The organism is Amycolatopsis lexingtonensis (assembly GCF_014873755.1).
GTDB classification, from domain to species: domain Bacteria; phylum Actinomycetota; class Actinomycetes; order Mycobacteriales; family Pseudonocardiaceae; genus Amycolatopsis; species Amycolatopsis lexingtonensis.
The window spans coordinates 9,587,440-9,613,758 of record NZ_JADBEG010000001.1; the positions used below are offsets into that span (position 1 = coordinate 9,587,440).

27 protein-coding genes and 1 pseudogene are annotated in these 26,319 nt (G+C 71.2%); 19 read left to right on the forward strand and 9 right to left on the reverse strand.

The window, feature by feature from the left end; all coding sequences use genetic code 11:
- Positions 1–9: 9 nt before the first annotated feature.
- The gene (locus H4696_RS44415) at positions 10–1,206 is read right to left on the reverse strand and encodes an LLM class flavin-dependent oxidoreductase (protein WP_192782877.1); all 1,197 of its coding nucleotides are present in this window, start codon (positions 1,204–1,206) and stop codon (positions 10–12) included.
- 145 nt (positions 1,207–1,351) lie between these two features.
- A pseudogene (locus H4696_RS44420) lies at positions 1,352–1,621 on the reverse strand (beta-class carbonic anhydrase); the annotation flags it as partial.
- Between the two features lie 114 nt (positions 1,622–1,735).
- On the opposite strand from H4696_RS44420, the gene H4696_RS44425 reads away from it, so the two are divergent.
- Both H4696_RS44425 and H4696_RS44430 read left to right on the forward strand, forming a co-directional pair.
- Complete coding sequence (locus tag H4696_RS44425) at positions 1,736–2,989, forward strand: sulfite oxidase (RefSeq protein ID WP_086863811.1); 1,254 nt, start codon at positions 1,736–1,738, stop codon at positions 2,987–2,989.
- Between the two features lie 234 nt (positions 2,990–3,223).
- Positions 3,224–4,765: a hypothetical protein gene (locus H4696_RS44430; protein WP_143265330.1), complete on the forward strand. Its 1,542-nt coding sequence runs from the start codon at positions 3,224–3,226 to the stop codon at positions 4,763–4,765.
- 6 nt (positions 4,766–4,771) lie between these two features.
- Here the strand turns inward: H4696_RS44430 and H4696_RS44435 are convergent, their stop codons facing one another.
- Genes H4696_RS44435 through H4696_RS44445 form a run of 3 tightly spaced genes read right to left on the reverse strand, consistent with a single transcriptional unit; the run spans position 4,772 to position 8,654 of the window.
- Positions 4,772–6,793: a hypothetical protein gene (locus H4696_RS44435; protein ID WP_086863813.1), complete on the reverse strand. Its 2,022-nt coding sequence runs from the start codon at positions 6,791–6,793 to the stop codon at positions 4,772–4,774.
- Positions 6,790–7,926, reverse strand: coding sequence for a 5'-methylthioadenosine/S-adenosylhomocysteine nucleosidase family protein (locus H4696_RS44440; protein WP_086863814.1), 1,137 nt, complete (start codon positions 7,924–7,926; stop codon positions 6,790–6,792). Before H4696_RS44440 ends, H4696_RS44435 begins: the two co-directional genes overlap by 4 nt.
- Positions 7,923–8,654 (reverse strand): NUDIX hydrolase, encoded by a 732-nt coding sequence (locus H4696_RS44445; protein WP_086863815.1) that lies wholly within the window; start codon positions 8,652–8,654, stop codon positions 7,923–7,925. The genes H4696_RS44440 and H4696_RS44445 overlap by 4 nt, the downstream gene beginning before the upstream one ends.
- 133 nt (positions 8,655–8,787) lie before the next feature.
- On the opposite strand from H4696_RS44445, the gene H4696_RS44450 reads away from it, so the two are divergent.
- From H4696_RS44450 to fahA, 4 genes are read left to right on the forward strand one after another with little or no spacing between them, the layout of a single operon-like run.
- Positions 8,788–9,321: a MarR family winged helix-turn-helix transcriptional regulator gene (locus tag H4696_RS44450; protein WP_192782878.1), complete on the forward strand. Its 534-nt coding sequence runs from the start codon at positions 8,788–8,790 to the stop codon at positions 9,319–9,321.
- A gap of 35 nt (positions 9,322–9,356) precedes the next feature.
- On the forward strand, positions 9,357–10,553 hold the full coding sequence (locus H4696_RS44455; protein WP_086863816.1) for a homogentisate 1,2-dioxygenase: 1,197 nt from the start codon (positions 9,357–9,359) through the stop codon (positions 10,551–10,553).
- Positions 10,523–11,350 carry a hypothetical protein gene (locus H4696_RS44460; RefSeq protein WP_192782879.1) on the forward strand — a complete coding sequence of 276 codons (828 nt, stop codon included), beginning with the start codon at positions 10,523–10,525 and terminating at the stop codon, positions 11,348–11,350. The genes H4696_RS44455 and H4696_RS44460 overlap by 31 nt, the downstream gene beginning before the upstream one ends.
- On the forward strand, positions 11,347–12,519 hold the full coding sequence (fahA, locus tag H4696_RS44465; protein WP_086863817.1) for a fumarylacetoacetase: 1,173 nt from the start codon (positions 11,347–11,349) through the stop codon (positions 12,517–12,519). Before H4696_RS44460 ends, fahA begins: the two co-directional genes overlap by 4 nt.
- Before the next feature lie 193 nt (positions 12,520–12,712).
- Here fahA and H4696_RS44470 read toward each other — a convergent pair whose 3' ends face one another.
- The 4 genes from H4696_RS44470 to H4696_RS44485 all read right to left on the reverse strand — a co-directional run bounded on the left by H4696_RS44470 (position 12,713) and on the right by H4696_RS44485 (position 15,696).
- A complete protein-coding gene (locus H4696_RS44470; protein ID WP_086863818.1) occupies positions 12,713–13,753 on the reverse strand; it encodes a glycoside hydrolase family 43 protein in 1,041 nt (346 codons plus the stop codon).
- A 114-nt stretch (positions 13,754–13,867) separates the two neighbouring features.
- A complete protein-coding gene (locus tag H4696_RS44475; RefSeq protein WP_086863819.1) occupies positions 13,868–14,278 on the reverse strand; it encodes a hypothetical protein in 411 nt (136 codons plus the stop codon).
- Positions 14,279–14,812: 534 nt separating this feature from the next.
- Entirely contained in the window at positions 14,813–15,253 is a 441-nt protein-coding gene (locus H4696_RS44480; RefSeq protein WP_086860798.1) for a MaoC family dehydratase, read from the reverse strand.
- A complete protein-coding gene (locus H4696_RS44485; protein ID WP_086860810.1) occupies positions 15,250–15,696 on the reverse strand; it encodes an FAS1-like dehydratase domain-containing protein in 447 nt (148 codons plus the stop codon). The genes H4696_RS44480 and H4696_RS44485 overlap by 4 nt, the downstream gene beginning before the upstream one ends.
- Positions 15,697–15,916: 220 nt before the next feature.
- Between H4696_RS44485 and fabG the strand changes: the two genes are divergently transcribed.
- From fabG to H4696_RS44550, 13 genes are read left to right on the forward strand one after another with little or no spacing between them, the layout of a single operon-like run.
- Positions 15,917–16,621 carry a 3-oxoacyl-ACP reductase FabG gene (fabG, locus tag H4696_RS44490; protein ID WP_086860800.1) on the forward strand — a complete coding sequence of 235 codons (705 nt, stop codon included), beginning with the start codon at positions 15,917–15,919 and terminating at the stop codon, positions 16,619–16,621.
- 9 nt (positions 16,622–16,630) lie between these two features.
- A complete protein-coding gene (fabI, locus tag H4696_RS44495) occupies positions 16,631–17,413 on the forward strand; it encodes an enoyl-ACP reductase FabI (protein ID WP_086860802.1) in 783 nt (260 codons plus the stop codon).
- A gap of 29 nt (positions 17,414–17,442) precedes the next feature.
- Complete coding sequence (locus H4696_RS44500) at positions 17,443–17,730, forward strand: acyl carrier protein (RefSeq protein ID WP_086860804.1); 288 nt, start codon at positions 17,443–17,445, stop codon at positions 17,728–17,730.
- On the forward strand, positions 17,730–17,975 hold the full coding sequence (locus H4696_RS44505; RefSeq protein ID WP_086860806.1) for a hypothetical protein: 246 nt from the start codon (positions 17,730–17,732) through the stop codon (positions 17,973–17,975). The genes H4696_RS44500 and H4696_RS44505 overlap by 1 nt, the downstream gene beginning before the upstream one ends.
- Before the next feature lie 10 nt (positions 17,976–17,985).
- Complete coding sequence (locus H4696_RS44510; protein WP_086860808.1) at positions 17,986–19,167, forward strand: beta-ketoacyl-[acyl-carrier-protein] synthase family protein; 1,182 nt, start codon at positions 17,986–17,988, stop codon at positions 19,165–19,167.
- Positions 19,164–19,958 carry a ketosynthase gene (locus H4696_RS44515; protein ID WP_192782880.1) on the forward strand — a complete coding sequence of 265 codons (795 nt, stop codon included), beginning with the start codon at positions 19,164–19,166 and terminating at the stop codon, positions 19,956–19,958. The genes H4696_RS44510 and H4696_RS44515 overlap by 4 nt, the downstream gene beginning before the upstream one ends.
- On the forward strand, positions 19,955–21,496 hold the full coding sequence (locus H4696_RS44520) for an AMP-binding protein (protein WP_192782881.1): 1,542 nt from the start codon (positions 19,955–19,957) through the stop codon (positions 21,494–21,496). The genes H4696_RS44515 and H4696_RS44520 overlap by 4 nt, the downstream gene beginning before the upstream one ends.
- Complete coding sequence (locus H4696_RS44525; protein ID WP_086865204.1) at positions 21,493–22,680, forward strand: acyl-CoA dehydrogenase family protein; 1,188 nt, start codon at positions 21,493–21,495, stop codon at positions 22,678–22,680. The genes H4696_RS44520 and H4696_RS44525 overlap by 4 nt, the downstream gene beginning before the upstream one ends.
- A complete protein-coding gene (locus H4696_RS44530; RefSeq protein ID WP_086865203.1) occupies positions 22,674–23,087 on the forward strand; it encodes an acyl-CoA thioesterase in 414 nt (137 codons plus the stop codon). The genes H4696_RS44525 and H4696_RS44530 overlap by 7 nt, the downstream gene beginning before the upstream one ends.
- 37 nt (positions 23,088–23,124) lie before the next feature.
- Positions 23,125–23,367 (forward strand): acyl carrier protein, encoded by a 243-nt coding sequence (locus H4696_RS44535; protein ID WP_086865202.1) that lies wholly within the window; start codon positions 23,125–23,127, stop codon positions 23,365–23,367.
- Positions 23,364–24,581, forward strand: a complete 1,218-nt coding sequence (locus H4696_RS44540; protein ID WP_086865201.1) for a beta-ketoacyl-[acyl-carrier-protein] synthase family protein — start codon at positions 23,364–23,366, stop codon at positions 24,579–24,581. The genes H4696_RS44535 and H4696_RS44540 overlap by 4 nt, the downstream gene beginning before the upstream one ends.
- Complete coding sequence (locus H4696_RS44545; protein WP_086865200.1) at positions 24,578–25,543, forward strand: beta-ketoacyl synthase N-terminal-like domain-containing protein; 966 nt, start codon at positions 24,578–24,580, stop codon at positions 25,541–25,543. Before H4696_RS44540 ends, H4696_RS44545 begins: the two co-directional genes overlap by 4 nt.
- Complete coding sequence (locus H4696_RS44550; RefSeq protein ID WP_086865199.1) at positions 25,540–26,256, forward strand: alpha/beta fold hydrolase; 717 nt, start codon at positions 25,540–25,542, stop codon at positions 26,254–26,256. The genes H4696_RS44545 and H4696_RS44550 overlap by 4 nt, the downstream gene beginning before the upstream one ends.
- The last annotated feature ends 63 nt before the right edge of the window (positions 26,257–26,319 follow it).

The window sequence follows — 26,319 nt, forward strand, 5'->3', positions numbered from 1 at the left end:
TCGGGCCTCTCAGACGGCGGCGTAGCGGTTGGCCGGGCGGGCAAGGCCGAGCAGCCCGCGCAGGGTGCTCGCCTCGTACCCGGTGCGGAAGGCCCCGCGGCCCCGCAGCTCGGGCACCAGTCCCCGGGTGATGGCGGTCAGGTCGTGCGGCACCGCGCCCGGCCGCAGCCGGAAGCCGGACAGGCCCGCGCCCTGCCAGTCGAGCAGGAGGTCCGCGAGCCCGGCCGGGGTCCCGGTGAAGACGTGCGCGTCGGAGGTGTACTCCTCGCCGGCCAGCTCGTCGAGCCGCGCCTTGCGGTCCTTGGCCGCCTGCTCGGTCTCCCCGAGGAACACGACGACGTCGCCGAAGACGTGCAGCGTCTCGGCGCCGCGGCCGGCGAGGTCCTGCTCGTCGCGCACCTCGGCGACGATCGACGCGGCCTGCGCGCGGTGCGCCGGCGTCACGTAGACGACGTCGGCCGAGCGGGCCGCGAGCCGGTACGGGACGGCGGCGTGGGCCAGCGCGGTGACCGGCGGCTGGCCCTGCGGCGGCCGCGGCGTGATCGACGGGCCCTTGACGGAGAACCAGCGGCCCTCGAAGTCGATGTAGTGCAGCTTCTCCCGGTCGACGAACCGGCCGGTCGCGACGTCGCGGATCTCGGCGTCGTCCTCCCAGCTGTCCCACAGCCGGCGCAGCACCTCGACGTAGTCCGCGGCCTCGTCGAACAGGTCGCGCAGCGGGCTCGGCCGGCCCGGCTCGGCGGCGTCCTCGAGCCGGAACTCGCCGAACTCGCGGCGCCCGAAGTGCCGGTTGTCCTCGGCGCGCCCGGCGACCTGCACGCGGACACCCGCGCGGCCGCCGCTGACGTAGTCGAGCGTGGCGATCGCCTTGGACAGGTGAAACGGCTCGGTGTGCGTGACGACGGCGGTCGGCACCAGCCCGATGTGCGAGGTCAACGGCGCGACGCGGGCGGCGATCAGCACCGCGTCGAGCCGTCCCTGGACGATGCCGTCCCGCTCGCCCGGCCGGTCGAGCGGGTGCACGGTCTGCAGGGCGAGGGAGTCTTCCAGGGTGACGAAGTCCAGCTGGCCGGCCTCGGCTTCGCGGACCACGTCGGTCCAGTAGCCCGCGGTGAGCAGCTCGCCGGGCCGCGCCCCCGGCTCCCGCCAGGCGGCGGGGTGCCACCCGGCCCCGTCCAGCGCTACGGCGATCCGTGGTCCTGTCATCCCGGCTTCCCTTCTCTCGGCCCGTACCCGCAGTCTGCGCCGGTTCCCGCGGGGTGGGGTGGCGTGGCCAGTGGCTGGGACGAGCCGGGGGCCGGGGAATAAACCACGGGGTCAGCCGACCTCGGTCAGCTTCCCGGTGGCGACGTCGAAGACGAACCCGCGCACGGATGGACTTCTTGAACTCGTCGTCGGTGAAGGTGAGCATGCCGCAGTCGGTGTGGTGGATGAGGATGATCTCCTCGGTGCCGAGCAGCCGCTGGCTGATGGCGAGCGAGCGGATCTCGTCCTCGGTGACGACGCCGCCGGCGTTGCGGATGACGTGCGCTTCGCCTTCTCGCAGGCCGAGCACGCCGCAGACGTTGATGCGGGCGTCCATGCAGGCGAGCACGGCGACGTGCTTGGCGGGAGGCAGCGGCCGGGTGAAGTCGCCCACGCAACCGTGCCCACCACCTGGACCGTCCACAAAGGACCTCGGTTCCGCTCCGTGGACATCCTGGCCGCCCCTCACGCCGATCCCGACAATCCCCGCATGACGAGCGACGAGACGGCCTACGACCGGACCCGCGTGGCGCAGTGGCGGGACGGGCGGGCCCGGATGCCCGGCCTCAACCGGCGAGACCTCCTGCGGCTGACCGCGGCCGGCGGCCTCGCCCTGGCCGCGGGCACGGCCGTGCCGGCGGTGGCCGCCGCCGAGGGTGGGCCGATCGTGAAGCCGTTGCCGCCGGAGCTGTTCGACGTCTACGGCAGCAACGCCGAGACCCGCTGGGAATCGATGCGCGACCAGGGCTACCTCACCCCGGTCGACCGGTTCTTCGTCCGCGACCACACCTCGACGCCCGTGCTCGACGCCGCCACCTGGCGGCTGAAGCTCTTCGGCTCGGGCCTGCGCGGCGCGCCGACGGCCGCGGCGCCGATCGAGCTGTCCTACCGCGAGCTGCGTGCCCTGCCCGAGGAAACGATCACCGCGTTCGTCGAATGCACCGGCAACGGCCGCAGCTTCTTCGGCAGCCAGCAGGGGCAGGCCGTCAGCGGGACGGCGTGGAAGCTGGGCGCGGTCGGGGTGGCGCGCTGGCGCGGCGTCCGGCTCGCGACGGTGCTCGCGCGGGCCGGGCTGACCCGCGACGCCGTCGACGTCCTGCCGGAGGGACTCGACCCGGACTACGTCGCGGCGGGGGTGAACCTCGGCAAGGTGCGGCGGCCGCTGCCGGTGGGCAAGGCGCTGCAGGACACCTTGCTGGCCTACGAGATGAACGGGCAGCCGCTGCCGCCCGACCACGGTTTCCCGGTGCGGCTCGTGGTGCCGTCGTGGGCCGGGATCGCGTCGATCAAGTGGCTCGGCCGGATCGAGGTCTCCGCGACGCCGCTGGTGTCGCCGTGGAACACGCAGTTCTACCGGCTGCTGGGCCCGGACTACCCCGCCGAGGGCACGCTCGTCACCGAACAGGTGGTCAAAAGCGCGTTCGAACTCCCGTGGGGCGCGACCCTCGCGGCCGGGCAGCGGCAGGTGCTGCGCGGCCGGTCCTGGTCGGGCCACGGCCGGATCCGCCGGGTCGAGGTCAGCACGGACGGCGTCGCGTGGCAGCCCGCGAGACCGGTCGGCGCGGCGCTCGACCGCGGCTGGCTGCGGTGGGAGTTCCCGTGGCGGCCCCGCACGGCCGGGCCGTACACCCTGCGGGCGCGCGCCACCGACGTCACCGGCGCGCGGCAGCCCGACGTCACGCCGTACAACACGCAGGGCTACCTGTTCGGCGCGGTCGTCCGGCACCCCGTGACGGTGGCCTAGCGGTGGGTTTCCATGGCCGCCTCCTTCCTGCCGCGCTTCGACGGTAGGAAGGAACGGCGGGAAGAAAGCTCACCGGTGCAGTGAAAAAATCCCCGGCAACGCCCCTTGACAACCGTGCCCGGCCGAACGAGCCCGCGCGTTCAGCGGATGCGGCGGGCCCGTTCCGAGGCAATTCCGCACCACCACTGGCCCCGCGGCACGGCGCGTTGTTCCCTGGGGGCGGGAGGGCGTGCGATGCGACGGGTGAGCGCGGGACGGCGAGCGGGCTGGCTGCTGCGGACGAACCGCGTGCTGGGCGCCCGGTCGCGGTACCGCCGGCTCCCCGCTTTCGCCGCGGATTTCGACGCCGACGGCGTGACCCCGCCGGTGTCCGTGAGCACGCTGTCCCGCTGGGAGAACCGCGTCACGACGGTGCCGGGCGCGGCGGTGCGGCGCTACGAACGGATGCTCGGCCTGCGTCCCGGGCTCCTCGTCGCGGCCAACGACACCGTCGCGCGCTACCTCACGCCGCCGGCCCAGGCCGTCCCGCCGTGGGCGCGGCACCGGCGGCCGAACCCGGGGGCGCCGCTGGACGAACTGGTCGACCTGGCTGTGACCGAAGCCGTTCTCGGCAGCGAGGAATGGGATCGCCTGACCGAGCTCCTCGCCGGCCGGCCGCAGCTGATCCTGAGTCCCGCGTCGACCTGGCAGCGGCTGTCGGAACGGCTGCTGACCGAGATGTGCATCGCGGACGGCGTTTCGTGGATGCGCCGCGCCGAGGCGTTCCACCGGCTCATCGTGCACCCGGTCGGCCAGCGGGCGGCGATGGCCGCGGCCGCCGCCGCGGCGGCGGACACCTCCGCGCAGAGCCTGATCGGCACCCTCGGCGTGTTCAGCGCGAGCGCCCACCCCGCCGCGAGCTCGTCGGTCGTGCGGCACCTCACCGACCCGCTGACCGACCGGACCTTCTACGGGGCCCTGCTGACCAGCGCCAAGAAGCTGCGGTTCGGGCACTTCGACGACCGGCAGGCGGCGTCGCTGCTGCCGATCCTGTGCGCGCTCGTGGCGGCCGGCGGTGGCGAGCGGACGCCGCTGGCGGCCCGGTTGCTGCAGCTGCTTCCCCGCGAGCTGCGGGCGAAGGTCCCGGGCCGGGTCTGGACCGCGGCGATGGCCGCGCTGTGGCCGGCGGCGGCGCCGGTCGCGGACCGGCTGGCCGCCGAGACCCTGGCCGCGATCGAGGAGCCGCCGCCCGACCCGCTGCTCGCGGTGTTCATCGACGAAATGCTCGACGACCCCGTGTTCGACGTGCGGCTCTGCACGATGTTCCTGCTCTACGCGACCCCGTACCGGGCACCGCTGGCGCACGCGCTCGCCCGCGAGCTGACCGCCACCCTCCGCCGGCGCGGTCACCCCGACCGGGTCGAGCGGCTGCTCGACGCACTGCGCGTCCTCGGCGGCGAGCAGGAACGGCGCCTCATCGAGGCGATGGTGCTCTCCGACCAGCTCGGCGTCGCGGTGCGCGATTCCGCCGCGTACGCGCTGGGCCACGTGGGCGGCGTCAGCCCCGACGCCTTCTACCGCCGGGCGTTCGCCCGCTACGCCGAGAACGCCCGCCACGACGACAGCGCGCGTTCGGTGTCGGTGCTCGACCGGCTGGTGTACTGCATGGGGATCGGCGACCGCCACGCCCTCCTCGGCGAAGTCGTCAGCCGCCCCGAACTCCCGGCTCGCGTCCGCACGGCGGCCAGCTGGTGGACCGGGCTGCCGGGCTACATCAGGGAGAGCGCGGCCCGCTAGTCCGGCTCACGTGTCCGTCTCGTCCGGCTCCGAGTCGGGATCGGGATCGGTCGGAAGTTCGCCACTCGGTTGGTCGTTGATGAACGGGTCGCGCTCGATCCATTTCTTCCCTTCCGCCGCGATGCCTTCCAAGATGTGCAACGTGTGGGAGAAGCCGGCGGCGTCGCGGCCCATTTTCGCCAGGGATTGAGGGTCCTTTTGGCCCGGCGCCACCTTGTCCCCGGTCGCAGCCGGGTCGGTCACCCGGATGTTCCGCGAAGGGCCGTTCATGAGGGTCAATTCGAGTATGGAACTGAGGTCGTCCGTGGTGACGACGTGGACGGAGGAGACCGCGTCGAAGCGGTAGTTATTGCGCTCTTGGCTTTTGCGCTTGGCGTACTCGAAATCCATTTCCACGCTGACTTCGCGCACGCCTTCCTGGGTGATCAGGAAGATCCGGATGTCGTACTTCGAGTACCGCCAAGGACCGTTGGGGTCACGCGCTCCCTTGTAGTCGCTGCCGGGGGCTTGCAGGAACGCGTGGGTGAGGACGTCGCGCCAGGCGAGCCCGTAGTGCTTCAGTGTGTCGTCGAGTACGATGATCTTGTCCGCCGTGAGCCACTTCTCCATCTGGGTCTCGTTCGGCCGGGTCGATTTCAGTTTCCGTACCCAGCGGTCGTACTCGGCCTGCCGGTCGCTCATCGTCTTGTCGTGGTCCAGCTCGCCCTCTTTGATCCGGCGGCGTTCATTGAGGATGCGTGACCAGCCCGCGCCGGCGACCCAGGTGCCGACCACGGCCACGAAGGTCGCTGCCGCGTTGGGCAGGATCTCCACCCGCAAGGCCGCCGAAACGACGTATGCGGAAAGACCCGCGAAAGCGATTCCGGACACCACACAGCGGGCTTTCATCGCCGCGGTGACCCGGTACCGGTCACGGTACCGGTGCAGCGTTCCCGCGGTCCAGCGGGCGACTGCGTCCCTGGTCAGGTAGCGGATGAGCCAGTTGACGCGTCTGGCGAAGAGCAGCTTCTCGCGGTAGAGGCCGACGACCTCGTCGCGCAGTGCGGCGCGGAAGCCTTCGGTGTCGTTCAGCCACTTCCTCAGTTTCACGTCTTCGGGCCGGTACTTGATGAAGTAGCGGTGGAACGATTCGTCCACGTCGTGGGCGAATATCGAGTCCAGTCCCGGGTCGGATCCTCGTCTGCTGCGATGTCTGCGTTCTTCGGCTGAGAGCCGTTCTCGCCGGTATCCCCAATCGAGGCCGTGCTTGGCCGTGACGTAGGCCGCGGCGGTGGCGAGCAAGCAGGCGAAGATCGGCAGTGGCTGGGAAGTCAGGATGGTTGTTTTGACCAAGTACCCGATGGCGGGTCCGCTCGCCAGTGTGCCGATGGTGGCACGGGCGCAGTCCGCCAGCGTGACGGTGCTCGGAGCCGGACGGCGAGCTCGCGGCGGGATGGGCTCGGGCTGGAAATAGGCCCAGACAGTTTTCTGCCGCTCGTCGGCGAACCGCATTTTCTCGGCGTTCTGCCGGGTTTCCACCCAGAAGCTGTCCCTCAGGCTGCCGGTCAGGACGAGGTCGAGGTGCCGCACGATCATCTCGCGGTGGTCGGCAGGCAGCTTCTCCAGTTCTTTGAGCGCGTGGCCGGGGTCGCTGCCGGTCTTGCTGAAGTACTCGAGGAGCTCGCACACGGCGTTCAGCGATTGCGTCCAGTCGTCGACCGGCAAGCCGGCGCACGTGATCGGCATAGTGGCCAGCTGTTTGCGCTCGTCGGGGGTCAAGTCGCGGTAGGAGCGTTTGCTGAGCATGGCGAGCACCCAGTGGAACTCGACCTCGGCGCTGTCGTAGCCGCGTGCCTTCGCTTCCTGGATCAGCCGGCGGGCCTCGGACGGGACGCCGTCCCGGAGGTAGGCGAGCCCGACCCGGTACTTCTCTTCCGGCGAAGCGTCGTGGTGCAGCTGGTAGACGGTCGAGTTGTGGACTTCGTTGGCCTGGATGCCGACTTGCGACCCGGTGGCGGTGTTCTCCGTCTTCGGTTTTTCATCGGTCACGACAATCCTTTCGCCGCCACTATGAGGGCCGCGATCTTCGCGGCGGGCCCGGCGAGGTCCCCGAGGAGTCCGCCGAGCCGCTTGAGCGCCAGCACGAACTTCTGCTTGCCCTCGCGAGTGGTGGCCTCGAGTGCTTCGTCGGCGATGTCGAGCTCGCTGCGGGCGGCCTGATAAGTGGCGTCGTCGAGCCGGCCAAAGGAGTGTTCTTGGGAGACATCGGCTCGCAGCTCGGCCAGTGCGGTACCGAAGTCGACCGGGCCATCCCCACTCGGGGAGTTGTTCTGCTGCACGGTGCTGCCGGTGACGGTGTGGGCCTGGATCCCGATCTGACCGAAACCGATGTTTCGGGCCGTGCCGCTGTCGTTCGACTCGGTGGTGTCGTCCATCGCGCTGGGCTCCTGTTCCTTGATCAGATCACGGGCGAGCTGAACGGCGAAGGCGGCCGCGTTCGCCGCCGCCGTGGGTTGCCACTTCCGGTCTGCTTCGGTGGTCTTGCTGCCATCAGCCGGATCGCTGATCCCGCGCACGATCGCGATGGGTGCGCCGTTCAGGTGGCCGGCCTGTGCCACGCCCGCTGCTTCCATCTCGATCGCCAGCGCGTCGTTGAAGTGTTCGCGGATCCAGCGCCGTTCCGCTGACAAGCGTGAGTTGTGGACGACCTCGCCGGCCGCGATGGCACCGAAATGGACCTCGGTGCCGGGTAAAACGTCCCGGGCCCAGCGGCCCGTCCGCGCCACGTGCTGCGCGAGCTGGCTCAGCTCGTGTGCGGTCTCCCAGACCCGCGGCCGGGCTTTCAGCCCGTCGTCCTCGCTGGTGGCGCCGTGGTAGGCGTAGACGTGGGTCGCGACCACGACGTCGCCCAGTGGCGTGTCCCACAACGCCCCGGCGACACCGACGAAGATGAGCGCCACGGGGGAGAAGTGCTGTATCGCGCGCTCGGCGAGGACCGCGGCGGGCTGGGTTCCCTTGCCGGTGAGGCTGAGCGCGACCCGGCAGGAGGTGCCCCGGATCGTCCCGACCTCGAACCGGGTGCCCCGGCTGTGCTTGAGCACTTCCGTGCCGGTCAGCCGCGCGTGGACTGCTTTGTATTCTTCGTTCAGGGCGGTGAGCATCACCACCAGGTCGTCGGTCATGGGTTTCCCTTCGTGGTGGTTGCCGGGATGGGCCGGACGAGTGGCGGGTACAGCGTGGTCCGGTCGCCGGCCTTGAACAGGCGGGCCGGCCGGCCCCGGCCGACCCGGCGCTCGGCGCCGACGGGCACGATGAAGTCGTTCACCGCCTGGACCTTCCGGTAGAAGTTCCGCAGATCGAGTTCCACGCCCCACACCGCTTCGTAGACCTGCTGCAGCTCGTTGATGGTGAAGGTGGTGGCGCAAAACGCGGTGGCGAGCGCGGACGACTCGAGTTTCGAGCGTGCTCGTTCCAGCCCGTCGTCGAGGATGTCCCGGTGGTCGAACGCGAGCTCGGCGCGTCCGGCGAGGATCTCGGTCACCGGTGTCCACGAAGCTCGCGCCGCGTCGGTGCCCGCGAGCGGCTCCGGAAGACCCGGAGCGATGGCGAGGTAGGCGACGGAGACGACCCGCCCCCTGGGGTCGCGGTCGGGGGCGCCGTAGGCACCCAGCTGCTCCAGGTGCAGCCGCGACGCGTCGAGGTCGGCCTCCTCGCGAAGCTCGCGGTGTGCGGCGGCGAGCACGTCTTCCCGGTCGTGCTCGAGAAAGCCGCCCGGAAGGGCGAGCGAGCCGCGGAAAGGGTCGACTCCTCGTTCGATCAAAAGCACGTGCAGGGCCGACTCGCGCAGCGTGAAGATCACCAGGTCGACGGCGAGCAGCACGGGCGGAGGGGTCCAATCTTCGTCTGGCATGCGATCGACAGTAATTACTGTCATATCGACAGTAAAGATGCGTTCGGCGTAACGCTGTGTGGCAACCGGAGTCCGGTCCGCACATATAGTTTTGACTTTGACTATCTGGTGCGCCCGCGTTAGGCTGCGCCCTGTGCAGGACGTGACCGCCACCGAGCTGGACTTCTGGTCCTTCGTGGCGCTGGCGAACCGGCGGCTGGCGGAGGAGTACGGCTTCCGGCACCAGCTCGCCACCGAGGTGCTGCTGACCCTCAACCGTGCCTCCGACCTGGTCACCTACGACCTCGAGGCCGCCGTGCACCGGCCGCGCGGGCGGTCGTGGTCGGCCTTCCGGCTGCTGTTCGTCGTCTGGCTGGCCGGCCCGCTGGAGCCGAAGAGCGCCGCGCGGCTGACCGGGATGAGCCGGGCGGCCGTGTCGAACCTGGCCAAGGTGCTGGTCGCGGACGGCCTGCTCGACCGCACCCCGGACGAGCATGACGGCCGCTCGGTCCGGCTCTCGCTGACCGCGGCGGGGCACGACGAGATGGTTTCGGTGTTCCAGGAGCACAACGAGCGCGAATTCGGCTGGACGGACGCGCTCACCGAGACCGAACAGCGCATCCTCGTGATGCTGCTGGGCAAGCTGATCACCAGCCGCGCGGGGATCGACACGCGCAGCCGCAGTTAGTAAATATGTGAACTAAATCGGCCGAGGAGGCGACCATGGGGTACTACCGCCGTGCGGGCACCATCCCGCCGAAGCGCCATACGCAGCACCGCACGCCGGAGGGCGGGCTCTACTACGAGGAGCTGATGGGCGAGGAGGGGTTCTCGTCGGACTCGTCGTTGCTCTACCACCGCGGGGTGCCGTCGGCGATCGTCGACGCGACGCCGTGGGAGCTGCCGGACCAGTCGCTGACCGAGAACCGGCCGCTTATCCCGCGGCACCTGAAGCTGCACGAGCTTTTCCCCGGTCAGGATTGGAAAAGCGCCGACGTCGTGACCGGGCGGCGGCTGGTGCTGGGCAACGGCGACGTGCGGATCTCCTACGTCGCGGCGGGGGAGACGTCGCCGTTGTACCGCAACGCCGTCGGCGACGAATGCGTGTACGTCGAGTCCGGTGAAGCGCGGGTCGAGACGGTGTTCGGTGTGCTGGAGGCGCGTCAGGGCGACTACGTGATCCTGCCGCGCGCGACCACGCACCGCTGGGTCCCGACCGGGGACGAGCCGTTGCGCGCGTACGTCGTCGAGGCGAATTCGCACATCACGCCGCCGAAGCGGTACCTGTCGAAGTTCGGGCAGCTGCTGGAGCATGCGCCGTACTGCGAGCGCGACCTGCACGGGCCCGAGGAGCCGTTGCTGGCCGAGGGCGAGGACGTCGAGGTGCTGGTGAAGCACCGCGGCTCGCGAGGCATCACCGGGACCCGGTACGTCTACCCCACGCACCCGTTCGACGTCGTCGGCTGGGACGGGTTCCTGTACCCGTACACGTTCAACATCGCCGATTTCGAGCCGATCACCGGCCGGGTGCACCAGCCGCCGCCGGTGCACCAGGTGTTCGAGGGGTACAACTTCGTCATCTGCAACTTCGTGCCGCGCAAGGTCGACTACCACCCGCTGGCGGTGCCGGTGCCGTACTACCACTCCAATGTGGACTCCGACGAGGTGATGTTCTACTGCGGCGGGAACTACGAGGCACGCAAGGGATCCGGCATCGGGCAGGGGTCGATCAGCCTGCACCCGGGTGGCCACAGCCACGGCCCGCAGCCCGGTGCGGTCGAGCGGTCGATCGGCGCGGAGTTCTTCGACGAGCTGGCTGTCATGGTCGACACGTTCCGCCCGCTGGAACTCGGCGAGGGCGGGCTGGCGAGCGAGGACCCGGGCTACGCGTGGACGTGGTCGGGACGGGGGCCGTCTTGATTCCCGCGCTGTTCACCGGTTTGTGCGACGACGCCGCCGTGTTCCCGCCCGGCCTGGCGCCGCTGCCCGACGCCGTCGCCGCGCACGACGGGTACTCGGCGGCCTGGTACACCGACCTGGTCGGGCCGCTGGTGGTCGCCGCCCCGGCGCTCGGCGAGCTGGCCGGCGTGCTCGGTGCCCGCGAGACGCCGTTGCCGCTCGCGGTGACGCTGCCGGGCGGTCCCGCGCAGCTGCCCGGCGTGCTGGCCGCGGTCCCGCGGCTGCCCGTCGACCTGCAGGCCCTCGAAATCGCGGTGCCGGACGGCATGGGACCGGACGAGGTGCTCGACGAGGTGTCCGCCGCGACCGCGCCGGTGTACGTCGAGATCCCGCGCGACGAGCGGCGCGGGCCGCTGCTGCGGGCGCTCGCGGGCACCGGTCACCGGGCGAAGTTCCGGACCGGCGGCGTGCGCGCCGAGCTCTACCCCGACGAGGCCGAGCTGGCGGGCGCGATCCGGGCCGCCGTCGCCGCCGGCGTCCCGTTCAAGGCGACGGCCGGCCTGCACCACGCCCTGCGCAACACCGACCCGGACACCGGCTTCGAGCAGCACGGCTTCCTCAACCTGCTGCTCGCGGCTGCGGACCCGGACCGCGCGGAGGCCCTCCTCGCCGAGCGCGACGGCCCGGCGGTCGCGGCGCTCGTGCGCGACCTGCCCGCCGGCGTCCGCGCGCGGTTCACGTCGTTCGGCACGTGCAGCATCACCGACCCCCTGACCGAACTGGCCGAGCTCGGCCTGCTGCCCCGAGGAGAGGCATGACCACGATCGAGATCCCGGCGGACTCCCCGTTCGGGACCGACAACCTGCCCTACGGCGTGTTCTCGCCCGCCGGCGGCGCGCCGCGCGTCGGCGTCCGCGTCGGCGACTCCGTGCTCGACCTGGCCCGCGCGCTGGGCGACGACGTGTTCGCGGCGCCGACGCTGAACCCGTTCATGGCGCAGGGCTACGACCGCTGGGTGGCGGTCCGTTCGCAGCTGACCTCGCTCGTGACCGGCGAGGTCCCGGACGACGCCGTGCACGCGCTCGCCGACGTCACCCTGCACCTGCCGATCGAGGTCGCGGACTACGTCGACTTCTACGCGTCGGAACACCACGCGTCGAACGTCGGCCGGCTGTTCCGGCCGGACGCGGAACCGCTGCTGCCCAACTGGAAGCACCTCCCGGTCGGCTACCACGGCCGCTCGGGCACGGTCCTGGTCTCGGGCACGGACATCGTCCGCCCCAGCGGCCAGCGCAAAGCCGACCCGGCGCCGGTGTTCGGCCCGAGCACGCGCCTGGACATCGAAGCCGAGCTGGGTTTCGTGGTCGGCACGGGCACCCCGCTGAACACCCCGATCCCCCCGGACGACTTCGCCCGCCACGTCTTCGGCGCGGTGCTGCTCAACGACTGGTCCGCCCGCGACATCCAGGCCTGGGAGTACGTGCCGCTGGGCCCGAACCTCGGCAAGAGCTTCGCGACGTCGATTTCGGCGTGGGTCGTCCCGCTCCTGGCCTTGGAAGCCGCGCGCGTCCCGCTGCCCGGCCAGGCCCCGGAGCCGCTGCCGTACCTGCGGGAGAGCCAGCCGTGGGGCCTCGACGTCGAGCTGGTCGTCGAGTGGAACGGCGAGGAGGTCAGCCGCCCGCCCTACCGCGAGATGTACTGGTCGCCGGCCCAGATGCTGGCCCACCTGACGGTGAACGGCGCTTCCGCCCGCACTGGTGACCTGTACGGGTCGGGGACGATCTCGGGCCCGGAGAAGCACCAGCGCGGCGCGTTCCTGGAGCTGAGCTGGGGCGGTGCCGAGCCGCTGACGGTCAAGGGCGAGCAGCGCTCGTTCCTGCTGGACGGCGACGAAGTGGTGATCACGGCCACGGCTCCGGGCGCGAGCGGCGGCCGCATCGCGTTCGGCGAGGTCCGGGGCCGCATCCTCCCGGCGGGGCTCAGCTAGGCGGGAGGACGCGGGCGATCACCTCGCTCATCAGCTCGACGGTGCACGTTCGCGCGGTTTCCGCGGTCAGGAACCGCAAGTGCCCGTAGGCGGAGCCGAGCCAGCTCCCGCGGGGTGACTGCGCCCGCCGGTCGAACCGGATGGCGACGGTCCGGCCGGCATCGGCCCCGGTCGCTGCCCGGCGACCGGCGGCTCATTCGAAGAACTTGAGGCTCCACCCGGTGTCGGTGGTCGCGCCGGGGACGTTGGCCCGCCGGTACGTCGTCGATCCCCACCAGCAGAACGTTCCCGTGTACCAGAACCGGTTGGCCCACGAATACGGCGTGCCCTTCGCGACCGCGTGGAACATCAGCGGGAACTTCGGCCCGGCGGGCGGGCTGGTCGCGATGTCGCCGTTCAGCAGGACAAAACTGTTGTGCCCCGGTCCGTTGACGTAGAGCGTCGGGTCCCAGCCGGTCATCATCGTGGTGCGGTTCGAGCCGAAGAGGCAGCCGTTGGACTTGTACCAGTCCCACACGTAGGTCGGGTCGCCGCCCGCGCGCAGGCGTAGCTCGGCGATGCAGTACTGGTCGCTCCAGCTGCCGTTGGCCGAATAGACGATGTGCAGCTGGCCGTTCGGGTCCTTGATCGCTTCCGGTGCTTCGTTGATGTACGGGTTCCCGACGACCCGTTCCCAGCTTTCCCGCGGCTGGGAAATGACGTACCGCGCCCCCGTCGGCGTCGTCGGGCTGCTCATTCTGGCGATATAGAGGTTCTGCTCGACGTTCGTGTCGCCGGCCCAGCCCGACCAGACGAACCACCGCTGGCCGCCGAAGGTGAACAGGGTGCCGTCGATGGCCCACTTGCCGTCGGGGAGCGCGAGCTGGGTCTCTGTCGTGTAGCCGCTGTCGGCGACGGCCGAGCTGATCACGTAAATCCGGTGCGCCGCACCGGTTCCGGCGGTGAAGTAGACGTAGAACCGGCCGCCGTCGGTGACGATCTCCGGGGCCCACACCTCGCCGAGGCCGCGGGTGTCCGACCAGATCCGCCGCGCGGTGGCCGTGGCCAGGCCGTCGGGGGACGCGGCCTGGCGCACCACGATCCCGCCGCCGGACGACTGGACGGCGACGTAGGTGGAGCCGATCCGCAGCACGCTGGGATCGGCCGCGCGCAGGGCGGTCTGCCCGGCCTCCGCGGTCCCGGAGGTCACGGCGGCGAACAGGGCGAGCACGAGAACGAGGCGGCGGAACACCATGACCACATCCCTGGGTCGATCCACGGGGGAACCGACAGCAGGATCACCTGTGATCGGGTGTGGCCGGTAGAGCTTGCTCGATCAAGCCGGGCAAAATTGGTCTGAACCGGTGAGTCAGCAGTAGACGTTTCCGCAGACGGCGATGATGAACGCGGTGGCGGAAAGCGTTTCCGTGGCGCTGCCCTGGGTGAGCGTGACCGAGACGGTCACCGTGTCGTCGCCGGTCAGCCCGTCGACCCGGCAGCCGGCGGTCGTGGTGCAGAGCCCGGGCGCGGTCTGGTAGCCGGCGGGGACGTGCCAGGTGTACGTCGTGCCCGCGGGCGCCCCGCCGACGGCGAACCCGGCCGAGTACGGGCCCTGGTACTTGGCGCTGTTGCGGCAGTTCCCGTTGTAGGACCCGACTGGCCCCGGCGAGATCTGGCACCCGTAGGTCTCGCCCCCGAGCGCCGCGGCCGGCCCGGCGGTCACCACGCCCATTCCCGCCGCCAGCACGATCGTCGAGACCAGAGCGGGAATCTTGCGCATGGCATTACCTCCGTGACGGGGTGCTCCCTCAGTGCGACGACCGACGATACCCAGCCCGATCCGGCCGCAGGTAGCACCGGACGAGTGCGGGGAATTCCGCCGCCACCCGCCCGGGCGGGCGTTGCGCCGTGATCGGGGGGCGGGAGATCGTGAACGACCCTTTCATCGCGTCCAGCGACAGGGCCCCGGCAAAGTCGGATCAGCACGGCCGATCCGGCTGCCCGCACGTCATGAACGGGTCGTTCACCTCACCAGACGACCTGAACGAGTCGTTCACGACATCACGGCCGGGATCCCGGCAAAGTCACGCGGCCGGGCCACCCTGCCGCCGGTGACCCGCTCGCTCCACGTCTTGAATGACTCATTCAGGTCTTCGGAGGTCCTGAATGACTCATTCAAGACGCTGGCGCACCGCTGCAGGCTGCACCGACGCGATTTTGCCGGAGCCATCGCGTCCAGCGAGGTGAACGACTCGTTCATGACGTCCCGGACGGGTTTCGGCGAGTCACGTGGCTTCCGCCGCCGCGGCGGGGTTCACGGCTGAGGTGTTCGGCCCGCCAGCCGGATGACGGCGGACGCGCGGCCGACCGTCGTAGCGCCGGCCGTGGCGACCACGTTCACGCGCACCGTGCCGTCGTCGTGTTTCTCGCGGACCTTGCCCGACAGCGTGATCGAGGCACCCGCCTCGTCGTCCGGGACGACGACGGGCCGGAGGAACCGGGTGGTGAACTCGATGATCGCGCGCGGGTCGCCCGCCCAGGCGGTGAGCACCGTGCCGGTCAGCGCCATGGTCAGCATGCCGTGGGCGATCACGCCGGGGAGGCCGGCCTCGGCGGCGGCCCGCTCGTTCCAGTGGATCGGGTTGAAGTCGCCCGAGGCACCGGCGTAGCGCACGAGGTCGGCGCGCCGCACCCGCACCTCGCGGGCGGGCAGCGCGTCGCCGACCGACACCGATTCGTGGGTCCTGGGGGTCATGCCGCGTCCTCCGATCGTTCGTCCGCGAGCCGGAACACCAGCAGCGCGGTGGCGGTCAGCACCGGCTCGCCCTCGACAGTGGCGACGTCGTAGCGCACGGACAGGAGTTCGACGCCGCCGCGGGTGCCGATGTCGGTGATCGACGCGGTGACGGTCACCCGCTCGCCGGCGACCAGCGGCCTGCGGTAGGTGAAGGACTGGTCCCCGTGCACCATCCGGGTGCGGTCGAGACCGAGATCGGGATCGGCGGCGAGCACTTCGAACGCGCTCTGCAGGAAGAGGGCCGGAAACGTCGGCGGTGCGATGACCTCCGCCGTCGCCACCCGGTACGCGGGATCCGGATCACCGATCGCGTCGGCGAACTCCCTGATTTTTTGCCGGTCGATCGAAAAAGCATGATCGGGCGCGTAGCTGCGCCCGATTGCCTGGGGGTTCAGCGCCATGACGGCAGCGTAGTGCCGTTTCGGGTGGCGGAAGAAGAAATCGCCGTCCGTGCGTGGCCGCCGCACTGACGCAAGTTAGGAACGCATGCCTTCGGTGTGCTCCCCTCAGGACGGTGCTCCCCGAGAGCAAGCTCGAAGTTGGCGGCCCGACGGGCCTGTGCCACGTTGGGTCGAGGGTGTCGAACCCAAATTCGGAGATTTCACCAAGGCGGGGGGCCTGATGTCGAGATCCGTGCTGGTCACCGGCGGGAACCGGGGAATCGGTCTCGCCATTGCCCGGGAAATGGCCGACGGTGGTGACTCCGTCGCGGTGACCTACCGTTCCGGAAAGCCTCCGGAGGGTGTTTTCGGCGTCGAATGCGATGTCACCAGCAAAGCGCAGGTGGAGGCCGCGTTCCGGGAGATCGAAAAGGAACAGGGCCCGGTCGAGGTCTTGATCTCCAATGCCGGGATCACCCGGGACAAGCTGGTTCCACTGATGAAAGAGGAAGATTTTCTCGCGGTTCTCGACACCAATCTGACCGCCGCCTTCCGGGTGAGCAAGCAGGCGCTGCGCGGCATGACCCGCAAGCGCGCGGGCCGGATCGTCTTCGTCTCCTCGGTGGTCGCCTTCACCGGCCAGCCGGGGCAGGCCAACTACGGCGCGTCGAAGGCCGGATTGGTCGGCCTCGCCCGGACGCTCGCCCGCGAGTTCGCCCGCTGGAACATCACGGTGAACGTGGTCGCACCCGGTCTCGTCGAGACGGACATGACCGCCGGGCTGAGCGACGCCGTCCGGGCGGACTCCCTGGCGAAGATCCCGCTGGCCCGGACGGCGGCCCCGGAAGAGGTCGCCAAGCTCGTCCGGTTCCTCGCCGGTCCGGACGCCGGCTACGTCACCGGTGCGGTCGTCCCCGTCGACGGCGGCCTGAGCATGGGTCTTTAGGGAGTCACCATGGGAATTCTCGAGGGAAAACGGATCCTGGTCACCGGCGTGCTCACGAACGCCTCGATCGCCTTCCACGTGGCGAAGATCGCGCAGCAGGAGGGCGCGACGGTCGTGCTCACCGCGTACCCCAGGGCGGCGCTGACCGAGCGCATCGCCAAGCGGCTGCCGTCCGGCCGGGACAACCCGCCGCCGGTCGTCGAGCTCGACGTCACCGACCCCGAGCAGCTGCGGGCACTCGAAGGCAGGCTCCGCGAGCACGTGGACGGGCTGGACGGCGTCGTGCACGCGATCGGGGCCGCGCCGGCGACGGCGCTCGGCGGCAATTTCCTCAAGACACCGTGGGAAGACGTCGCGACCGCGGTGCACACGTCGACGTACTCGCTGATGTCGCTCACCACGGCCTGCCTGCCGCTGCTGGAGACCGGCGGTTCGGTGGTGGGGCTGGACTTCGACGCCACGCAGGCCTGGCCGGTCTACGACTGGATGGGCGTGGCCAAGGCGGGGCTCGAGTCGTGCGCGCGGTACCTGTGCCGGTACCTGGGCCCGAACGGCATCCGCGTCAACCTGGTCGCGGCGGGTCCGCTCGAGACGGTCGCGGCCACCGGCATCCCGGGGTTCCACGACGTCGCCGCGTCGTGGACGAAGCAGGCCCCGCTGGGCTGGGACATCGGTGACCCGGTGCCCGCCGCGCGGGCGTGCGTGGCGCTGCTGTCCGACTGGTTCCCGGGCACCACCGGGGAAATCGTGCACGTGGACGGCGGTGTGCACGCCGTGGGCGGCGCGCACTGAACCGGTCCGGGAACAAGGGAGAGGACGGAATGTCCACCAGGGAAGAGATCGCGGCGTTCGTCAAATCCGTGCTCGAGGGATTTCTCGACGAGGACATCGAAGGCGCCGTCGGCTGGGACACGCCGATCGGCGAAGGCGGATTGGGGGTCGAGTCGATCGGCCTCCTCGAAATCGTGGTGCACCTGGAACGGGAGTACGACGTCAGCCTTTCCGACGAGCTGATCGAGCGGATGGTCACGGCCACGTTCGGCGGGCTGGTCGACGAGGTGCGCGCGCTCGTCCAGGACGCCCGGGAAAGCGAAAGGCGCGTGGCCTGATGGTGACCACGGGGGATATCAGGAAGATCTTGGTCGACGGCCGGACGCTGGCCGGCGTCGAAGAGCTGGCGGACGACACCGAACTGGTCGTCGATTCCTTTTCGCTGGCCTGGCTGCAGCACAGCCTGCGTTCCGACCACGGGATCGAGCTGGACCTGCGCGAGGTCCGCGCGGAGTACTTCTCGTCGCTGACGCGGATCCGGGACTACGTCAACGACCTGGCCGCCGCGCGCGGGCAGAGCTGAGGAGACCGCCATGGTCGCCGGCAGCGACGTCGTCATCACCGGGTACGGGGTGTTCACCGCCTTCGGCTTCGGTGAGCAAGCCCTGCTCGACGGGGTTTTCCAGGGCAGGCACGGGTTCGGCCCGGTGCGCCGGTTCGACACCGGCCGGTTCCGGTGCGACACGGCCGCCACCTACACGGGCGCGGGCCCCGGATATCCGGGCATGCACGCGGAATCCTTCTCGCCGCCGCGGCAGCGCGAGGTCCTCACGGCCTGCTCGTCGGCCGCGATCGCCATGTCCGGGCTCGAACCTTCGAAGATCGGCGGCGCGATCGTCGGGAGCCAGGGAGACTACACGCCCATCACCGCGTTCTGGCGCGGGGACGGCGAACCGGTCGCCGACAGCCTGCCGGGCCACCTCTCGCACGCGCTGGCCGACCGGCTCGGGCTCGGGCCGTACCGGTCGACGTTCGTCAACGCGTGCGTCGCCTCTGCGGACGCGATCATCCACGCCGCCCGGCTGATCCGGGCGGGCCGGGTGGACGCGCTGCTGTGCGCGGGCGCGTACCTGGTCGAGGAGGAGTTGTTCGCGAAGTTCGACTCGGCGCGGGCGTTCGCCAAGGACGGGATCGTGCGGCCCTTCGCCAAGGACCGCACGGGCTTGCTGCTGGGGGACGGCGTGGCCGGCCTCGTCCTCGAATCGGGACGCAGCGCACGGGCCCGCGGGGCCGAGGTGCTGGCCCGGGTCGCCGGGTGGGGCATCACGTCGGACGCGTTCCACGTCAGCCGCCCGCACCCGCAGGGCCGGGGCACCGCCGACGCCTTCCGGGCGGCCCTGCGCACCGCGAAGCTCGACGCCGACCGGATCGACTACGTCAACGTCCACGGCACCGGGACGGCGTCGAACGACACCGCCGAGACCGCCGCGCTGCACGACGTGCTGGGCGCCAGGGCCCCCAAGGTGGCCGTGAGCTCGACCAAGAGCACGACCGGGCACCCGCTCGAGGGGGCCGGCGCGGTCGAGGCCGTGATCACCCTGCTCGCCCTGCGGCACGGCACGGTCCCGCCCACGGCGAACTTCACCACGCCGGATCCGGCGTGCGACCTGGACTACGTGACCGACGTTCCGCGTGAGGTGGGGATGGACTACGCCGTGAGCTTGAACTCCGCGTTCGGCGGGGTCAACACCGCGATCGTGCTGGAGCGCCGATGAGCGCGCCTGCCGTGGAGACCACCGCGCACCGGCTCGTCGCCGCAGCGTTCCTCGCACCCGCGGGCACCGGCCCGGACGGGGCGGCGGGCGAACCGGTGAAGCTGCCGAAGGTGCCGGGGTTCGTGGAGTCGAGCTTCAGCCCGCTGGTCCGGGCCGTGGTCGCGCAGTGCTTGGCCGGTGTCACCGGCGGCGAGCCCCTCGGTGCCGAGGGCGCGCGGACCGCGCTCGTGCTCGCCACGACCTTCGGGGACGCGGCGACCGCCGACCTCGGCAGCAAGCTGCTCGCGGCCGGCCAGGTCGCGAACCCGCTGCTGTTCTACCAATCCGTACCCACCACGATCCTCGGGGTCGTCGCGCGCGACTTCGGGATCACCGGGCCGACGATGTGCTTCTCCGCCCGGCACGACCTGCGCGGCGAGGCACTGGACCTGGTGGACCTGCTGCTGGCCGACGGCGAAGTCGACCAGGTGCTGCTGGTCGGCGCCGACCTCGGCGCCGACGCGCGGGCCCGCCGAGTCGCCGAGGAGCTGGCGCCGCTGCCGCTGGCCCAGGCCGACACGGCGGTGGCCTTCCTGTTCCGCCGGGGCGGGCAATTGTCCGAGACGGCGCATTCCATAGTGGACGGTGGGAAGCGGCCCGAGTTCGGCGCGCTGGCCGGGCTGGTCGAGCTGTACGCGGCCGCGGTGGCCGCGACGAACCGGATCCTGTCGGTCCCGCTGGAGACGGCGTGGGGACGTCGTTCGCTGGATCTGCTGCTGGACAACGAAACCGGGGGAGTCGAACAACCATGACAGGGGACAGCCGGACACCGGCCAGGCTCGACGGCCTGCTCGCCGCGGCCGCGAAGGCGCATCCGTCGCGGCCGGCGCTGGTCGACGGCGACCGCACCTGGACCTACGCCGAGCTCGACGCGGCCGTCGACGACCTGGCGCGGGAGCTCGAGCTGACCGGGGTGCGCCCGGGCGACCGGATCGGCGTCTTCGCCGCGAAGTCGGCCGAAGCGGTCCTCGGCATCCATGCGGGCCTGCGGGCGGGTGCCGTGGTGGCCCCGCTCGACGTCCGCGGCCCGGTCGCCCGGACCCGCCGGATGCGGGAGCAGGCCGGGTTCTCCCTGCTGCTCACCACGCCGTCGGTGCTCGGCGCCGCCCGTTCGGTGGCTGGGACGGACGACGAGCTGGGCGAACTCGGCCACGGCCTCGGCTGGCTGTGCTGCGAACCCGCCCCGCCGGCCGCGACCGCCACCGAAGGCGGGTACGTCCTGTTCACCTCGGGCAGCACCGGCTGGCCCAAAGGCGTCTTGCTCTCGCACGAGAACGTCGCCCACTTCGCGACCTGGGCGGCCGACGAGGTCGGCTTGAAGCCCACGGACCGCGTCGGCTCGCAGGCGGCGCTGACGTTCGACCTGTCCACCTTCGACCTGTTCAGCACCGCCGCCGCGGGAGCGTGCGCCGTCCTGATGCCCGAGCGCATCAAGGCCTTCCCCCGCGACGTGGCCGGCTGGCTCACCGACAACGCGGTGACCGTGCTGTACGCCGTTCCGTCCCTGTACCAGGAACTGCTCGAGCGAGGCGGCGTCCGCGACGGACTCCCGACCGCGCTGCGCGCCCTGCTCTACGCGGGCGAGCCCTTCTCGCCGCACGCGCTGGAGCAGTACCTCAAGCTTCTGGACGGCAAGCCCGCGTACAACCTCTACGGACCGACCGAGACGAACGTCTGCACGTTCACCCGGGTGCCGCCGGACTGGACGGCGGAGCGGGAACTCACCGTCGGCGCGGCCATTCCGGGCGACGTCGTGGACGTGTTCGACGAGTCCGGCCGGCCCACCGACGGCGACGGCGAGATCTGTGTGGCGGGCGCGACCGTGTTCCAGGGCTACCTGGAGGCGGGCGAGCTGCGCGACCCGACGCGGCGGCTGCGGTTCCGCGACGGGATCGTGCGCCGGGCCTACCTCACCGGTGACCTCGGCTCCCGCGCCCCCGGCGGCCGGATCCGGCTGCGCGGCCGGCGCGACGTCCAGGTCAAGCGGCGCGGGTACCGCATCGACCTCGGCGAGCTCGAGAGCGTCGCCGCCGAACTGGCCGGCATCGGCGCGGTCGCCGCCGTGCAGAAGCCCGGCGGCGAGATCTGGGTGTACGCCGCCGGTTCCGCCGCGGACTCCGACGTCCTGCGCCACCTCGGCGGGCACCTGCCGGCCTACATGCTTCCCGACCGGGTCGTCCGGCTGGACGCGTTGCCGGTCAACGACCGCGGAAAGACCGACCGGCTGGCGCTCGCCGCGGCGCCGCCGCCCGAACTCCCCACCGGGGACGAGACGAGGGGATCACGATGAGCCTTCCCGAAGACTTCGAAGACATTCTCGGCGCGGCCCACGAGATCGGGCCCAAGCTCGCCGCGCTCGCCCCGGACGTCGATGCGCGGACCGGCGACATCGGGGAAACCTACGACCTCCTGCGCGAGGCCGGGTTCCTGAAGCTGGTGGTGCCGAAGCGGTACGGCGGCGCCGGGCTCGGGTTCGAGCACTACTGGCAGGTCCTGGCCGCCCTCGCCGCCTACAACGGGCCCGCGGCGCTCGGTCTCAACATGCACAACGCCGTCATCGGGAGCATGTGCGACGCCGCGGACGCCCCGCTGCCGCCGATGGCCGAGAACTTCCGCACCTGGTTCTTCGACGAGATCGTCGACGGCGGCAAGATGTTCGCCTCCGCCTCTTCGGAGGTGGGCAGCGGCGCGAAGCTGATGGGCCTGCGCACCACCTACCGGCCCACGGAGGACGGCAGCGGGTACGTCATCAGCGGCAAGAAGGCGTTCGTCTCGCTCGCGCGCGTCGCCGACTACTACGCCGTGCCGGCCCGGCCCGAGGGGAGCACGGACCCGGGCAAGATCTCGCACTTCCTGGTGGCGCGCGAGGACGACGGCGTCAAGTTCGGCGAGATCTACGAAATGAGCGCGATGTACGGCACGAGCACGGCGGGCATGTCGCTCGACGACGTCGTGGTGCCGGCCGGGCGCCTGTTCCTCGGCATCGAAGGGATGTCGCTGCCGAAGATCATCCGCGAGCCGCACTGGATGATCGCCGGCTACACCGGGGCGTACCTGGGCATCTGTGAGGCCATCGTCCGGTTCGTCGTGGACGCGATGGCCGCGGCGCCCGGCCGCGCGGACTCGGCGGTGGTCCAGCGCAACCTCGGCTGGATGTCGGCCCGGCTGGCCGCCGCCCGCGCGCTGGTGTTCGACGCGGGCCGGTCGATCGACGCGGACCGGGGCAGCATCGAGGCCAACGCCCGGGTGCACGCCGCGAAGTACGTCGTCGGCGAGCTGGGGCCCGACCTCATCCGCGAGGCCGTTTCGCTGTGCGGGTCCGCGGCCGTGAGCCGGGGGAAGGCGCTGGAACGGCTGATCCGGGAGGTCCAGTACTGCGGCGTGATGCCGGCGAAACCCGACGAGTGCCTGGAGTATGTCGGCAAGGCGGCCCTCGGGGTCAACCTCTACGAGGAAGGCGCGTTTTCATGGTGAAGCCCAGTTTCACGTTCAAGCCGCGGTTCTACGAGATCGACGGCCAAGGCGTCATGTTCAACATGTGGTACCTCGGCTACGTCGACGAGGCGATCGACGTCTTCTTCGTCGACCAGGGCCTGCCCTACGCCGAATGGCGCGACCTGGGTTTCGACGTGCACGTGGTGCACGCGGAGCTCGACTGGAGCGCCGGCGTGCGGGCCCGCGACTTCACCGAAATCCTGGTCAGCACGTCCCGGATCGGCGGCAAGAGCTTCACCCTGGACTTCGCCTTCCGGCGCAACGGGGAGATCGCCTGCACCGGGTGCATCGTCTACGCCGTGGTCTCCACCGACGGGCACGGCACCATCCCGCTTCCCGGCCGCCTGGTCGAAGCGCTCGGCGAAGTCCAGTCCCTGCGGGGCTGACGCGCCTTCCAACCACCATCCAGAAAGGCCGGGGGAAATGCCGGAGCTGACACTCGAAGACCACAGCCGGATCAAGAAGATCGTCTGCGGGGTGCTGGAGGTCGACCCCGACGGGCTGACCGACACCGACGGTTTCGAAGACCACGGGATCGACTCGGTCAAGGCCATCGAGATCATCACCATCCTCGAGGACGAGCTGGACATCACGATCGACCTGGCCGAGCTCGAACGGATCACGAACCTCGAGCGCGTGTACGAGATCGTCGCCACGGCGCGATGACCGGGCCGGAACGCGTCGTCGTCACCGGGCGCGGCGTGGTCTCCAGCATCGGCACCGGGATGGGCGAGTTCACCGAGGGCCTCCGGGCGGGGCGCTGCGCGGCCGGCCCGCTCACGGCGTTCGACACGACGGGGTTCGACCACGCGAACGCCTGCGAGGTAACGGATTTCGTGCCGGAACGCTGGATCACCGGGACGGCCGAGCTGGGCCGGGCGAGCCGGTTCGCCGTCGCGGCCGCCCGGATGGCGGTGGCGGAGGCCGGGCTGACCGACGCGGACCTGCGGGACCGCCGCGGCCACATCGGCGTCGGCACGACCAACGGCGAGGGCCCGGACCTCGACCGGCTCAGTGCCCAGTCGGTCGAGGGCGGCCTCGCGGCGATGGACCCGGCGCTGGCGGGGCGGGTCGGCGCGGACCGGCTCGCCGCCGCTGTCGCCGGCGAGTTCGGGCTGTGGGACGTGGAGACGGTGGCGTTCACGACCGCCTGCGCGGCCGGCAACTACGCGATCGGGGCCGGGTTCGACGCGATCCGGGCCGGGGACGCGGACTTCGCGCTCACCGGCGGGACGGACGCGGTCTGCCGGCAGTCCTTCGCGTCGTTCTACCGGCTCGGCATCATCGCGCCGGACCGCTGCCGCCCCTTCGACGCCGACCGCGCGGGCATCCTCACCGGCGAGGGTTCGGGGATGCTGCTGCTGGAGAGCCTGACCTCCGCCCGCGCCCGCGGCGCGCACGTCTTCGCGGAGATCCTCGGGTACGGCATGAACTGCGACGCCGAGCACCCGACGCAACCGGACGCCGCCGGCGTCGAGGCGTGCATCGAACTGGCGCTGCGCGACGCCGGCGTGCGCACCGGGGACGTCGATCTCGTCTCCGCGCACGGCACCGGGACCAAGTCCAACGACGTCACCGAAGCACAGGCGATCCGGGCCGTCTACGGCGACCGGCCACCCCGGACGGTCGGGTGGAAGTCCATGCTGGGGCACACGATGGGCGCGGCGGCCGCCCTCAGCGCGGTCGCCTGCACGGTGGTGCTCACCGAGGGGTTCATCCCGCCGACGGTCAACCACCGCCGGACGGACCCGGACTGCGGGATCGACTGCGTGCCCAACCGGTCGGTGCCCGCCGACGTGCGCGTGGTGCAGAACAACAGCTTCGCGTTCAACGGCAACAACATGATCGTCGTCCTGGCCCGACCCGAGGAGCGGCCGTGATCGTCACCGACTGGGCCGCGATCTCGCCGTTCGGTGTGTCCACAGCGGACTTTTCCGCCGGTGTCCTGGCCGGCGCGCCCGACGGGCCCCGGACGGTCCCGGGCTTCGACCCCCGCGAGCTGCTCGGCAAGCAGGCGTCCCTCAGCATGACGCGGTCCGCCGCCCTCGCCGCGGCGACGTGCGCGCGCCTGGCCGCCGAGGACGACGTCCCGGCGCGCACCGGGCTGGTGCTGGCGACGACGACCGGCAGCGTGCAGAGCATCCTCGACGTCACCCGCATCTCGCTGACCGGCAAGAAGCCCTACCGCATCCCGCCGTCCACCATCCTCGGCGCGGCCATCAACAGCGCCGCGGGGCAGACCGCGATCCGCCACGCGCTGAAGGGACCCAACACGACGCTGGCGGCGGGACGGCCCTCGGGCCTCGTCGCCCTCGGCTACGCGCGGCGCCTGCTCGACGCGGGCCGTGCGGACACCGTCATCGCCGGCGGCGTCGAGGAGGATTCCGAAGCCAGGACGTGCATCGACCAGCTGTGCGGCGGCAAGGCGCCACTGGTCGAAGGCTGTGCGATGGTCCGGCTGGCGCGGACCGGCCCTGGACTCGCCGAGGTCGTCGCCGTCGCGTCGCTCTTCGCCGCGGACGGCGACTTCGGGACCGCCGTGCGCCGCGCGGTGCGGCGGGTGCTCGCGCCCGGCACCCCGGTGTGGGCCGCCCTCACCTCCGGCACGACCGGTGACCCGGAGTTCACGGTCGTCGCCGACTCGTGCCGCCCGGACGTCATGTTCCCGCCGCTGACCGAGACCCTCGGCGAGGCCCACGCCGTGTCCGCGACCTTCCAGCTGGCCGCCGTGCTGAGCCACGCCGCGGCCGCCCCCGCCGCCGGTCGGCTCGCCCTGCTGACCTCGGTGGACCCCGGCGGCGCGGTGGCCGCCGCGCTCCTGCGCCTGGGTGCGGGCCGATGACCGTGGTGCTGGTGCACGGCCTCGAGGGCAGCCGGCAGGACTGGACGGAGATATCGGAGCTGCTCGCGCCGGACTTCCGGCTGGTCGCGCCGGACCTGCCGTGGCAGGCGGGCAACGACTACACGTGGCGGGCCGGTGGTACGCCGGGGCAGTGGCTGGACCGGGCGCTTTCGGCTGTGCCGGGACCGATCGACGCCGTCGTGGGGCACTCGTTCGGGGCCAACGCCACGCTGGAACTCCTCAGCACGGGCCGCCGGTTCGAGCGGGTCGCCCTGCTGGCCCCGCTCTACCAGCCGGCCGGCCTCCCGGTCGACGAATCCCTGCGGCAGGAGACGCGCGAGGCGCTCGCTTCGGCTGTCCGCACGGGGCTGCGGTTGAAGCTGCGGAGCAGGGCGCTTCGGCCGGACCTGGTGGGGGACATGCAGCGCAAGCTGGTCGACCACGTGCTGCCGCGGGCGTTTCCGTCGTTCTTCGAGTACCTGTGCGCTACCCGGGAGCTTGATCTGTCCGGTGTGGACACTCGGACGCTGGTCCTTGCCGGTACCAGGGACGTCTCCCTGCCGCCGGCTGGCGCCCGCGCTCTCGGTGAAGCGATGCCCGCGGCTTCTATCCGCTTGCGTGGCCATTACACGCACTTCTGTCATCAGGAGCAGGCGGCGGAGGTCGCCACGGAGCTGGCCGAGTTCCTCCGCGTCCCGGTGGGTCGCGAGTGACAAGCCTGCGGTGCCAGGGTCCGAGTCCGGTTCCAAGCGCCCCAATGTGGCGTTGGGTGCGTC